Source organism: Halosolutus halophilus, from assembly GCF_022869805.1.
GTDB lineage: Archaea > Halobacteriota > Halobacteria > Halobacteriales > Natrialbaceae > Halosolutus > Halosolutus halophilus.
Genome location: NZ_CP094974.1, coordinates 1,026,821 through 1,039,801, shown reverse-complemented (window position 1 = coordinate 1,039,801; position 12,981 = coordinate 1,026,821). Strand labels below are relative to the sequence as shown.

The following is a 12,981-nucleotide window of genomic DNA, read 5'->3' as shown; positions in this document are numbered from 1 at the left end:
AGTTTGGACGGAATTTCGTCTCAGATAATGGCGGTAGTTGCCGCAACGCCAATCGAGAGTATGGTCAGTGTTGACGCCCCACATATGGGGGAGTCTACTGAGCGGTCCGAACCAGCGGATAGACAGGCGTTCGAACGGATCGAAGCGCAGATCGAGGAGCGCGACAACTGGGCGCGCCGGCGCCGAAAAGGTATCCCGACGGACAAACAGTTGCTAGTCGTCGCGTGCATGGATGAACGGATTCCCGTCGAAGAGGCGTTAGGGCTGTCTCTCGGTGACGCCCACATCTTCCGTAACGCCGGGGGAAAAGTAACCAGTGACGTCATCCGGAGCGCTGCGTTGAGTACGAACTTCTTCGACACGACAGAAATAATCGTCATCAACCACACCGATTGTGGAATGATGAGCGCCCCCGATGACGCTGTCGTTGAAGGGCTTGAGGCCACCGCCGGCGGGGATCTTCAGGACGTCGATCTCCACCCCGCCCTCTCGAATTTAGACATCGGTGACGCATCGATCGCTGACTGGGTCTGGATGACCGACGACGTCGATGAGGCGTGCCACGCTCAAGTTGACTATCTTCGGGATCACCCGCTCGTTCCTGATGAGGTCACTGTCCACGGCTACATCTATGAAGTGGAAAGCGATGCCCTCCGACGTCCTGGCGAGCGAGTCGCCGAGCAGATCAATACACGCGTCTCCGAGCAATAATCCGTCTCGCCAGGCATTTTCTGCGCTGGTAGATCTCTTCTCCGTACAGATCGCTCGCAACCGACTGTAGCCGAGGGCGGCGTCTGTTGAATACGCGTCTTCTATTCAGCAGACTCTGACCGAACTACCGATCTGCTGTCAGTAACGGAATGCAAGACGCAGCGGACGAGTTCACAACAACCACCATGTTTCGTTCGTATCATCCGCGCTGAACCGCCACACCAGCAGGACTGGTCCCAGTTAAAAGGACCCGATTCACAGAAAACTCTTTATCTGTCGCGGCCTGTCCCTCCGTAGATGGACCCGACTTCCGAGGCAGGGGTACCCGCTCAGACGCGGATCCGGCAACAGGAGGTCGTCGCCGACCTTGGGAAGCAAGCCCTGGAAACTGACGAGTTCGACCAGGTACTGTATGACGCGTCAGTAGCAGTCGCAGAAACGTTGAACACCGACTACTGCACAGTACTCGAGTTGCTGCCGGGTGGAGACGAGGGGGTTCTGCGTCAGGGAGTCGGCTGGCGAGACGGACTCGTCGGGAATGCAACGATACCCGTCGATCCGAACTCGCAGACGGGGCACATGCTTCGCACCGAGGAACCGGTCGTCGTCGACGACCTCCGCACCGAAGAGCGCTTCTTCGGCCCCGAGTTGCTAACCAGCCACGACGTCGTCAGTAGTATCAGCGTCGTTATCGGTTCTTCCGAAAACCTATGGGGCGTACTGGGGGCCCACAACACCGAACGCCGCGAGTTCACCGAACACGACGCCGCGTTCGTCCAGAACGTCGCGGACGTCCTCACGTCAGCCATCACACGCCAGGAGCGCGAGCGGGACCTGCAGCGGAAGGAACGCCGGTACGAGGCCATCTTCGAGGACCCGAACATCCTCGTCGGGCTACTCGAACCGGACGGGACGGTGCTGGACATCAACGGGACGGCTCTGGAGTACATCGATGCCGATCTCGAAGCAGTGACCGGAGAGCCGTTCTGGGAGACCCCCTGGTGGGAGGGAGGGAATGGCGTCCAGGATGACGTCAAGGAGTGGGTCAGGCGGGCAGCCGACGGCGAGTACGTCGACTTCGAGGCTGACCTCACTCGTCCCGACGGCGAGCGGTACACCCTCAGCGGCTACGTCCGGCCGGTCACGAACGACGACGGTGACGTCGTCTCCATCATCGTCTCCGATCGCGACATCACCGAGCGCAAGGAGCGCGAGCGAGCGCTCGAGGAGTCCGAGCAGCGCTACCGGGCGCTGGTCGAACACTTCCCCAATGGCGCCGTCGCGCTCGTCGACGAGGATCTTTACTACCGAACCGGCGGCGGCGACCCACTCGACGCGGCCGGCGTTACCGCCGAAGAGGTGGTAGGGAAGCCGGTGAGGGAAGCCATACCGTCAGAACTGGCCGACGAACTCGTCCCCCGCTACGAGGCCGCGCTCGATGGGGACTCCAGCACGTTCGAAGTCGAATCCGATGGTCTGGTCTATCAGTTCCAGATCGCACCCGTCCGAGACAGCGATGGCGACGTCTTCGCCGCGCTGGGGATGTCTCAGGACATCACCGAACACGTAGAGACCCAGCGCAAGCTCGCGGAGAGCGAGCGGCGCTACCGGACGCTCGTGGAGAACTTTCCCAACGGCTCGGTGGGGCTGTTCGACGAGAACCTCGAGTACACCGCCGTCGGCGGGCAGATCCTGAACGAACTCGACGTGGAGCCGGAAGACCGGATCGGGCGCAGCATCCGCGAACTCCATCCGGACGACCTCCTCGACGAGATCGAACCCTACTTCGAGGCCGCACTCGCAGGCGAGGCAAACTCCTTCGAGGTCGAGTACCGCGGCCGACATCTATCGGCCCACGCCCTCCCGGTCAGGAACGCTAACGACGATGTGGACGCGGGCATGCTCGTCGTCCGGGACGTCACCGAGCGCCGAGCGTACGAACACAAACTCGAGCAGTACAGGGAGTACACCGACCGGATCCTGGACGCCATCGACGACATGTTCTACGTCCTCGACGCAGACGGAACCATACAGCGGTGGAACGAGAGCGTCTGCGAGGTAACCGGCTACTCGGATAGGGAGATCGCGTCGATGCAGGCCCTGGAAGCCTTCGACGAGGACGACCAGGAGACGATCGCGGACGCCATCGCCGAGGGGTTCGAGACTGGGAGCGCGCAGGCCGAAGCGGAACTGGTCACCAGGGACGGCGAGTCCGTCCCCTACGAGTTCGTCACATCAACGCTCGACGACCCCGACGGGAACCCGGTGCTGGCGGGCATCGGTCGAGACATCACCGAGCGCAAGGAGCGCGAGCGGGCGCTCGAAGAGAGCGAGGCGAAGTTTCGGATGCTCGCTGAGAACCTCGACGAGATGGTCTGGATGTCCGACCCCGACACGCGGGAAATCCTCTACCTCAACCCGGCCTACGAGGAGATCTGGGGCCGCGATCGAGAGTCGCTGTACGACGATCCCGTTACGTTCATCGAGGCGGTCCACCCGGACGACCGCCAGCGCGTCGAGGAGACATACGCCGACGTACCGGACGAAGGGTTCGACGATGAATACCGTATCGTCCGTCCCGACGGCGAAGTCCGGTGGCTCAAGGTTCGGGCCGGTCCCGTCCGCACCGACGGGCGGGACCGCGTCATCGGTATCGCCGAGGACATCACCGAGCGCAAGGAGCACGAGCGGGCCCTCGAGGAGTCCGAACGGCGCTACCGGACGCTCGTGGAGGACTTCCCCAACGGTGCGGTGGCGCTGTTCGACGAAGACCTGCGTTACACGGCCGCGGGCGGCCAGCTCCTGCAAGCGGAAGGCCTCGATCCCGAGGACCGGATCGGAGTCAGCGTTCGCGAACTCTATCCGAATGACCTCCTCGAGGAGGTCGAGCCGTACTTCCAGGCCGCACTCGAGGGGGAGTCGAACTCCTTCGAGACCGAATACTCCGGCCGGCACCTGTACAATCAGACCTTGCCCGTCAGGAACGCCGACGACGAGGTGTATGCGGGCATGCTCGTCGTCCAGGACGTCACCGAACGGCGGGAGTACGAGCAGAAGCTCCAGGAGTCCAACGAGCGCTTAGAGCAGTTCGCGTACGCCGCCTCTCACGATCTTCAAGAACCGCTGCGGATGGTCTCGAGCTATCTGCAGTTGCTCGAGCGCCGCTACGGAGACGTTCTCGACGGGGACGGCGAGGAGTTCCTCGAGTACGCGGTCGACGGCGCCGATCGCATGCGCGAGATGATCGAGGGGTTGCTCCAGTACTCCCGGGTCGACACCAGAGGCGACTCGTTCGAGTCGGTCGACCTCGACGCCGTATTCGAGGACGTCCTGCAGGACCTGCAGGTAAAAATCGAGGAGAGCGACGCCGAGATCATCGCCGAGGAACTGCCCCGCGTCTACGGCGACGGCGGCCAGCTCAACCAGGTGTTCCAGAACCTGCTGTCCAACGCGATCGAATACAGCGGCGACGAACCGCCGCGAGTCCACGTCGCAGCCGAGCGGAACACCGACGAATGGGTGATCTCGGTCAGCGACGAGGGAATCGGCATCGACCCCGAGGACAGAGAGCGCGTCTTCGAGGTGTTCCAGAGCCTCCACGCTAGCGACCACTCCGGGACCGGCATCGGACTCGCACTCTGCGAGCGGATCGTCGAACGACACGACGGAGACATCTGGGTCGACTCCGACCCCGGCGAGGGCGCGACCTTCTCGTTCACGCTGCCGGCAGATAAGGAAGGAGCCACTGACTGAGCGGCGGGACTGCGACCCGCGGACATCCTGTTGGTCGGGGATACTCCAGGTGACGTCGCCTCACGAAGGAGGCATTCAAGGAAGGACGGATCGACGATACGTTCTACGTCGTGGAAGGCAGGCTCGAGGCGCGGAGCACACTCTTCCAGCGCAACGCGTACGCCGACGCGCCCCATCCAGACAGCGTCCATTTCCCGAAACCGGTCGGTCCTGCCGAATTCATCGACATCGGCCACTCACTCGACCAGCGCTGGCTCTCGGTCGTCCGATTGTGCCCGTCGTGCGAACCGAGAGGGCAGCAGACCCGGGAACGATTCACGGACGCAGCCCTCCAGTGATGGCTGCACGTTTGCCGTAACGACATCCCGTTCGGTTTCGTCACCTGTCCGTCTACGAATCCGATGACGGCGACTGCATCCATCGTCGCGTCAACGTGGGACGGACAGATCCGATGCCTCACGGAGGGGGAGCGATTTACGGCATGGTGTCGACAAGGTCGCGGAACTCGTCCAGTGTGAAGGCCCGAAGCGTCTCGGTCGTGACGTTGCCGCTGCTGGCGAGCGTGAGAGCCGCTTGCGCAGCGGTTTCATCGTCCGGGAACTCGGCGATAACGAGGCCGTCGTACCGTCCCATCGTGACGAAAAACGCCTTCCACGTCCCGCCCATCGACTCGACCTCGGCTTTCGCATCTTCGGTCCGGTCGGGGCTGTCGGAGACGTGTTCGATCCCCTGTTGGGTGAACGTGGTCAGGAATACGTATGTTGGCATTGGTCAAGGTAACGTCGGAAGAGAGCCGTTAGGCTCCGGTCTCCCCGTTTGAGTCTGCTGGCTGGGACCCGAATCGCACCCCCCGGTACGCGAGTCCAGCACCGACCACGAATACGATCGTTGCGAGGTAGATGGGACCGAGGTGCGACACCCAGTTGTGGGTGAAGAGATCCATGTAGTGCATCGGGAGTGCGATGCCCAGCGCGACCACGGCGGCGACGACCGCCGTTGTCCACGCCCACAGCTGTCCACTCCGAACCCCATACCACGCCAGCGCCGTGATGGCGAACCCGGTGGCGATGATAAACGCCGCAGTGGCAACGTGAAGATGGTTGATGTAGTGGACGATGGCCGGGTCGATCGCGTTGAGATCCGCCCGAGTGGCCCCGTTCAGGCTTGCGACGCCGAGCTCGAAGCCGGTACCGGAGAACGTCCTGGCGAGGAAGACGACTCCGTACCCGACGAAGGCGACGCCCGCGAGCGCCATCAGGAACGATCCGAGTCGTAACCCACGTCCGTGTTCGTAGTTAGTGTCAGTACCGTGTCCGTCAACTGTTGGTTGTTCTACGCTCATTGTCGGCGAGAGAGGCTACAGTTCGGAGGAATATGTAGGCAGTTAGTGACCTTCCGGCCCCCACTGACTGCCATGCAGTCGGCGACACCTGGTCACCTGCTGCAGGGCGGCCACGATATGGGGACCACCTCGTTGCCCACGGTAGTCGCCAGCACCGACAGACGGTGAGACAGCAACGGAAATTAGCCGCCAGCGTATTCCTGCCCCCTCGACTGACCAAGCGGGACGATACCCGGCTGCTGATGCCACGCTGTAATCACTCTACGGTCGGCTCGAGAGTGAACGGTCGCGCCCCGCGTCGGTAGGCTTCGTAGGTCGATTCCGCCCACTCACGCGCCTCCGAGGCGTCGGTATCGAGCAATACCTGGACCGTCCCGCTGTCGGGGTTGTAGCCGCTGATTGCGATCCGGTCGTCGAAGAGACTGACCCCGTACGAAGGCACGTTGTCGTGTACCAGGACCGTCAGATTGCCGCTCTCCAACGGCGCAGAACAGTGGTCCCTGTGGGCTGCGAGGACGTACTTCGCAACGCTTGGCGGATCGATGATCTCCGTCCGCATGCCGTCGAGGATCCGCTGGGAGAGTTCGTCCTTACACGGCTCGAGCAGGGCGACATCGTACCCGACGAACCGAAACCGGTCCGTCTTCCGGAGCAGCGACACGAATCGGTTCACGGGGCCGTAGGGGTCGTCGGCACCGGCGTCCGTCACGACCGCCTCGGACGCCATCTCGATGGTGAAACCGCTTGCCTCGGACGGGAGCCATTCCCAGATGTCTCGGAGCGTGTGCTCGATTTCGATCCGTTCGATCAGCTCCTGCATTCCCGACGCGACGAACGCACCCAGTTGCGTGGCCTCGAACTGGTGTCCGTCCCTCCTGATCCACTGTCGTTCTTCGAACTCGCGCAACGTGCGTCCTATCGTAGACCGTGAAACTTCGGTGCGTGTCCGGAGGTCGGCACGGCTCTGGGGACGCCTGGCCAGGGCGCCGAGCGCTTTAACACGGTGTTCTGACCGCACGAGAAACTCAGTGTCTTCGAGGGGGGACCCCGTGGTGCTTGATAACATGGCACTCGTACGCGACCCGGCGGTATAGCTATTCGGTCCTCTCGGGCGGTGGTCCAACTTCGGGTGGAGGTGGCTCAAAGACGGACGAATTGCAACTCGAGACGGCGATGGCGGAACTGGTGAACTTCGTCGAGGCCAATGAGCCAGAGATTCTGGCCGTCAACGTCTATCAGTGGCGATGGACAGCGAATGACCGCGGTGCATATACACGGTGATCAGGCGTCGTTGGAGTTTCACGTGGAGGTTGCGGGTCCGAAGTTTCCGCCGATCGGGGAGTTCATCGAACTCGAATCCATCGATCTGTACGGCCGTCCAAGTGAAGCCATCGTTCGGCAACTGAGGGACGAGGTGTCGGAGTTGGGAAGCAGACGAGTGTCAGTCCACGAACTTCATCGGGACGTCGATCGCGTTACGGACGACCGAGGGAGGGTCGAGTTCCCAGACGATCGCCGTATCGGCGTAGTCCACCTCGGCGCGACTAGCTTCGACATCACACGAGACGCTGCTGAGACACACCGCTCAATTTTCAGGAACTCCGATACCTCCAATCAGCCGTTGGCGACGCATTGTCCAGAAGCGGCTCATAGTACGCGCCGTGTCTTACCACGGTCGAAAGGAGTGGTCGAATTACGGGCTGCGATCGACGGCGCTGATTGGCTCTGTTGAATTCCACAGCTGATGATGGCACCCTCAGCGATAAGTACAGGTGAGGCAGTTCCAAAGCGGGTTATCGTCCTTCCGATCGGTGACCGGCACAACCGCTCGAAATTCCACGTGGAGGTCCTACTCGTCCCGAGTACGAACAATGGACAACCGGAAGTCGTCGAATCCGCATATCACGTCAACGAACTCGCCGGGATCAACCGGTTTTTCGAGGACTGCATCTTCGTCTGCATCGTGATCGAGGTCGCGTGATTCGATGAGTTCGTCGTCCAGTCCAGACAGAATAATGACGGGGACGTGTTCCAGTTCCGGGTGATGTTTGATTTCATGAAGAACGTCTTCACCGTCCACTCGCGGCAAGTTGAGGTCTAAGAGGATGATGTCTGGGCGGGGTGCATCCACGTATTCGTCCTGGCGGTGAACGAAGTCCAGTGCTTCTCGACCATCAGTGACAGTGTGCAGGTGATTGTTGATCTGGCCGTCGTGGAAGGCTTCTTCGATCAGACGTACGTCCCCAGGGTTATCCTCGATCAATAATATTTGCGCCTCAGGGAGGTTTGAGGGGCGGCTATCCATGATCGAATCTGTCGATGGGGAGGGATAAGTGACTCGGCCGCACGTCCTCACTCGTAGTTAGATATCACCGGAGATTGATGGAACATTCCGTCAGGTCCTCGACGAATAGGACGGTCATTCTAACGGAATTGCTAGGACTCTCAACGGGAAGTTCGCATCGGTCGTGAGCGAGAATTCGGGGATGCGTTCGAACGTGGTGCCCACGAGACGAGCGTTGCGATCGGGCGCGGCCCGGCGATCGATCCCGAGACCGATCGCACCAGTGAACTCGACGAGCGACCCCGGCCCAAGAGGCGTCAACATATATCACAGCCGAGCGAGACGTGCTATCCATGACCAGGGTTCCGGAGGAGTACGACGAGTGCAAGCGAATCGTTGCCCCGGACGGCTCCTACGACGCGGCCGAGGTTGCGGCCCTCGAGCTCGACGACGACGAGTTCCGGGAGCTGTACGAGTCGATGGTACAGGCGCGGGCCCTCGAAGAGCGGGGCCGGACCTTGCAGCGGCGGGGGGAGTTTCACTTCTGGATGGAGTGTCGCGGCCTGGAGGCGGCCCACGTGGGGCCGGCGGCGGCGCTCGCCGATCGGGACTGGCTCAACACCGAGTGGCGCCAGTACGGGGCCCACATCCAGCGCGGGCGGCCGCTCGAGGACATCCTCCTCTTCTGGCTTCGCGGATACGAGACGTGGGAAACCGACGACATCGACCGGATGGACCCGTACGAACGGCGGCTGCCCCACATCGTCGCTGTCGGCACGCAGCTCCCGCAGACGGCCGGGCTCGTGTGGGGGCGCAAGCTGCAGGGATACGACGAGGTCGGGCTCGTCACGGTCGGCGACGGCGGGGCGAGCAAGGGCGATTTCCACGCCGGGCTCAACTTCGCCGGCGTGCTCGAGCTCCCGGTCGTGTTCCTGGTGCTCAACAACCAGTGGGCCATCTCGACCCCCGTCGAGGAACAGACCGCCGCCGACACGTTTGCCCAGCGGGCGGCCGGCTACGGGTTCGACGGCGTGCTGGTCGACGGAAACGACGTGCTGGCGACCTACCGCGAAACCCGGTGCGCCGTCGAGCGTGCCCGGGACGGCGAGCCGGTGCTGCTCGAGGCGCTGACCTACCGTCGCGGCGCCCACTCCTCGAGCGACGACCACGGGCGCTACCGATCCGAGGAGGCGATCGAACCGTGGCGCGAGCGCGATCCGATCGACCGCTACGAGCGGGTGCTCGAGGACCGCGGGCTCTGGGACGAGGAGTACGCCGCGTCGGTGCGCGAGGCCGCCGAGCAGCGAGCTCGGGAGGCGGCCGACGAGGCGCTCGCGGTGGCGGCGGAGCAGGGCCCCGGCGACGTGTTCGACGAGGTGTTCGCCAACCCGCCGGACTACGTCGAGAGCCAGCGGGCGGAGCTGCTGGACCTCTACGAGAGACACGGCGAGGAGGCGTTCCGGTGGTAACCATGGCGGCCGACACGCTCACGCTGGTCGAGGCGGTCGCCGAAGGACTCCACGACGAGATGGCCCGCGACGAGTCGGTCGTCGTCCTCGGCGAGGACGTCGGTCGATCCGGGGGCGTCTTCCGTGCGACCGAGGGCCTTCGCGACGCGTTCGGCCCCGATCGGGTCGTCGACACGCCGCTCACGGAGACGGGGATCGCGGGGGCGGCCATCGGATTGGCCGCCTCCGGACTGCGGCCCGTGGCGGAGATCCAGTTCATGGGCTTCACCTACGCCGCGCTGGAGCAACTGTTCACCCGGGCCGCCCGCATGAACGCCCGCTCGCGGGGGCAGTTTCCCGGCCAGCTGGTCGTGCGCGCGCCGTTCGGCGGCGGGGTTCGCGCGCCCGACCTGCACGGGGAATCGATGGAGGCGATTTTCGTCCACCACCCTGGGTTCAAGGTAATCGTCCCGAGTACGCCACGGGACGCGAAAGGGCTGCTGACGGCGGCGATTCGCGACCCGGATCCGGTCCTGTTCTTCGAACCGAAGAAGATCTACCGCGCGTTCCGCGAGGCGGTCCCCGAAGGAACCTACGAGGTGCCGATCGGCGACGCGAGCGTGCGGCGCGAGGGCGAGGACGTCTCCGCGTTCACCTGGGGCGCGATGACCCGGCCAACCCTCGACGCGGCCGACGAACTGGCGGAGGAGATCGACGTCGAAGTGGTGGATCTCCGGACGCTATCGCCGATGGACAGAGCGACGATCGTCGACTCCTTCAAAAAGACCGGCCGGGCCGTGGTCGTCCACGAGGCGCCGCGGACGGGCGGCCTGGCCGGCGAGATCACGGCGCTCCTCCAGGAGGAGGCCCTGTTCTACCAGGAGGCGCCGATCGCGCGCGTCACCGGGTGGGACGCGGTCTACCCGCTGTACGAACTCGAGGACTTCCAGCTCCCGAACGCGACCCGGGTCACGGAGGCGATCCGGGAGGTCAGCGAGGTCTGACTCGACCCAGCCGATCGCGAGTGGCGCCGCTGACGAGTTCGCCGCTGTTGTGCACTCGGTAGATGCGTGTCGCAGGAAGGTCAGGGATGGATGCCCTGACAGGAAACTGAACTCCGCGAGTTCAGACTGGTATGGAATTCGGACTCGTAGTCGGGTACCGGATCGCTACGAACCCGCTTCAGCATAGCGAGTAAACGAATATAAACCTACCAGCTGTTGGCAAACGTTTCCGCAACGGGCCGGGGGAACGCTGGTGGTGTCGACCGGTCGATCAGGCCACCGATCGCGAGGACGGTGCGTCGCGACGAGTCGCCTCAACGTCTTCCCGCGGACTGTCCGTCGAGGGCTGTCGCGAACGGGAAAGCCTATATGAGAACGATTGCCAGCAGGAGGTGGCATGAACGAGAACAGGACCGTTGTCGATATCCTCGAGCGAGTCCGAGAGGCCCGTCGGCGAAGGCGCTGTCCCGACTGCGACGCTCCCGTTTCGATCCGCGGATTCAGGGGCGAATACCGCTGGGAGTGTGTGGCTTGTGATGCGATCGGGATCGGATACACGACCCGCTCGGCCGCGCTAGAGGGAATACAGCAGCGGCGCGGGTGACCCCTCGGAGGTACTGGAAGACAGTGGTCGGTGGCGCGGAGACAGACCACGAGACGGCGTGTGGGCCGTTGTCGAACCGACGACGACCGGGCGCGTGATCGCCGCCTCCGAGAGTGACGCCTCTCGCCCGAAAGAACGAGGACAGGGTCAGCCGACGGCCCGCTCCTCGTCGTCCCAGTACGGCGCGAAGCGTCTTCTCGTCCATCTTGACGTACGGCGTTTTCGGGATCTCGTCGACGAAATCGATCGACTTCGGGTTTTTTGCAGTCGGTGAACGTGATGATTCCACACCAGTTCAGCGACTCTCCAAAGTTTTTATATCCCGCAGAGAACGTGTTCCCGTCAGGATGACACTCCAGCGTCGTGACGTTCTGAAGACGGCGACAGCCCTCCCGATCGTGGCGATGGCGGGCTGTACCGGCGTCTTCGCCGGCAGCGAACAGCCCGCCTACGGCGAGGACACGCCTCGAGGTGGGGCCGACGATGACGACGGCGTCTTCTTCGTCCACATCGACGCGTCCTGGCTCCGGGCGTTCGACGGCGAGGAGGAACTCCCGTACGCCGACGAACTCCCCGACGCCGTCGACCTCGATCTCGACTCCGACAGTCCGCCGGTGGACGTCGACCCGCTGGTCGCGTACCCGACAACCGGACTGGTCATCGGCGCACTGGGCCTCGGATTCGGCCTGTACCCGTACGGGTTCGGCGACGTGGTACTGGAGGGCCTCGACGAGGACGCCGTCCCCGAAAACGAGTCGGGCAACGGAGACGCAGACGAGGGAACTGACGACGTCGACGGATCGGTCCGTATCGATTCCGTGTTACTGGTTGACGGCGTCGGTGTCTTTCGCGGTGCGTTCGACGCCAGAACCGTCGTCGCCGCCTCGGACGGGTTCGAACCTGCAGACGAGCGCGATGGGTTCGACGTCTACGAGGGGACGGCGGAGGGCCTCTTCGGGACCGACGGCCGCCAGTTCGCCGTCAAGGACGACGTGCTCGTCACGGCGCTCGACGAGGATTCCGATCTCGATAGCGTTCTGGACGCGACGACCGGTGGCGTGGACCGCCTCGGCGACGACGACGATGGGGGCTGGGCACTCACAGAGGCCGGGCACGGTCACGTCACGATCGGCGCCTGGGGCGTCGAACCCGACGAAGCCACGGCTGACGAGCAGGTCGATCGCGAGTTCGTCGACGCGGCGGACGTCTTCGCGGACGCCGATGGCCTCGTCAGTTCCGTCACGCTGGGGCCCGAGGAGGGCAACGGGTCAATCGCCGCAGTCTTTCCGGAGGGAAAAACTCCGCAGCGAGCAGCCGTCGAGAACCAGGTCGGGACCTCCGCGAGTACACGTGACGTCGAGATCGATGGAACCCGGGTCTCTGTTACCGGCACGTGGCGCGTCGCGGCCGAGGACGACGACTGACTCGGCCGGAGCGGAAAGGGTCCGGTGACGACGCCCCATCCGGGAACGTTTCCGAGCCAGGAGTGGACCGACTGTGAGCGCTATGCGCCCGCCCCGATGCCCGCTCCGGACGGAGCGAAGATCGTCAGCGGTGCCTCGAGACTGCCGCCGCTGACGTACGGTTGTTTCGAGATCTGGTTGAATATCTCGTCGCCGGCGGTCGCCACGAAGTCGGCGAACTGCAGTTCCGCGACGGGCCGGATCCCGCCGACGGCAGCGCCGAGTGCCATCCCCGCGATTCCGATCTCCGCGAGCGGCGTGTTGCGCATCCGATCGGCGTCGTACTTCTCGTGGAGGCAGGCCGTTTCGCCGAAGTTTCCGCCGAACTCCTAGACGTCCTCGCCGAAGAGGATGACGTCGTCGTCCCGGTCT

General features: G+C 63.7%; 11 protein-coding genes. 6 read left to right on the top strand and 5 right to left on the bottom strand.

Annotated elements, in window-relative coordinates:
• Positions 1-84: 84 nt before the first annotated feature.
• The 3 genes from MUG98_RS04985 (at position 85) to MUG98_RS04975 (ending at position 4,802) form a co-directional block, all read left to right on the top strand.
• On the top strand, positions 85-711 hold the full coding sequence (locus tag MUG98_RS04985; RefSeq protein ID WP_345779807.1) for a beta-class carbonic anhydrase: 627 nt from the start codon (positions 85-87) through the stop codon (positions 709-711).
• Positions 712-1,008: 297 nt separating this feature from the next.
• Positions 1,009-4,464 carry a PAS domain S-box protein gene (locus MUG98_RS04980; RefSeq protein ID WP_265111047.1) on the top strand — a complete coding sequence of 1,152 codons (3,456 nt, stop codon included), beginning with the start codon at positions 1,009-1,011 and terminating at the stop codon, positions 4,462-4,464.
• Positions 4,465-4,574: 110 nt separating this feature from the next.
• A complete protein-coding gene (locus MUG98_RS04975; protein ID WP_320443114.1) occupies positions 4,575-4,802 on the top strand; it encodes a hypothetical protein in 228 nt (75 codons plus the stop codon).
• A gap of 136 nt (positions 4,803-4,938) precedes the next feature.
• On the opposite strand, the gene MUG98_RS04970 is transcribed toward MUG98_RS04975, so the two are convergent.
• The 4 genes from MUG98_RS04970 to MUG98_RS04955 form a co-directional block, all read right to left on the bottom strand.
• Positions 4,939-5,232, bottom strand: coding sequence for a GYD domain-containing protein (locus MUG98_RS04970; RefSeq protein ID WP_265111046.1), 294 nt, complete (start codon positions 5,230-5,232; stop codon positions 4,939-4,941).
• 28 nt (positions 5,233-5,260) lie between these two features.
• A complete protein-coding gene (locus MUG98_RS04965) occupies positions 5,261-5,806 on the bottom strand; it encodes a hypothetical protein (RefSeq protein ID WP_265111045.1) in 546 nt (181 codons plus the stop codon).
• A 256-nt stretch (positions 5,807-6,062) separates the two neighbouring features.
• Positions 6,063-6,872, bottom strand: a complete 810-nt coding sequence (locus tag MUG98_RS04960) for a helix-turn-helix transcriptional regulator (protein ID WP_265111044.1) — start codon at positions 6,870-6,872, stop codon at positions 6,063-6,065.
• A gap of 783 nt (positions 6,873-7,655) precedes the next feature.
• The gene (locus MUG98_RS04955) at positions 7,656-8,111 is read right to left on the bottom strand and encodes a response regulator (RefSeq protein ID WP_265111043.1); all 456 of its coding nucleotides are present in this window, start codon (positions 8,109-8,111) and stop codon (positions 7,656-7,658) included.
• A 332-nt stretch (positions 8,112-8,443) separates the two neighbouring features.
• Between MUG98_RS04955 and MUG98_RS04950 the strand changes: the two genes are divergently transcribed.
• From MUG98_RS04950 to MUG98_RS04940, 3 genes are all read left to right on the top strand, one after another.
• The gene (locus MUG98_RS04950) at positions 8,444-9,559 is read left to right on the top strand and encodes a thiamine pyrophosphate-dependent enzyme (RefSeq protein WP_265111042.1); all 1,116 of its coding nucleotides are present in this window, start codon (positions 8,444-8,446) and stop codon (positions 9,557-9,559) included.
• Positions 9,560-9,561: 2 nt separating this feature from the next.
• Entirely contained in the window at positions 9,562-10,542 is a 981-nt protein-coding gene (locus tag MUG98_RS04945) for an alpha-ketoacid dehydrogenase subunit beta (RefSeq protein WP_265111041.1), read from the top strand.
• A 951-nt stretch (positions 10,543-11,493) separates the two neighbouring features.
• A complete protein-coding gene (locus MUG98_RS04940; protein ID WP_265111040.1) occupies positions 11,494-12,570 on the top strand; it encodes a hypothetical protein in 1,077 nt (358 codons plus the stop codon).
• 80 nt (positions 12,571-12,650) lie between these two features.
• Here the strand turns inward: MUG98_RS04940 and MUG98_RS04935 are convergent, their stop codons facing one another.
• Positions 12,651-12,878, bottom strand: coding sequence for a hypothetical protein (locus MUG98_RS04935; protein ID WP_265111039.1), 228 nt, complete (start codon positions 12,876-12,878; stop codon positions 12,651-12,653).
• Positions 12,879-12,981 lie beyond the last annotated feature (103 nt).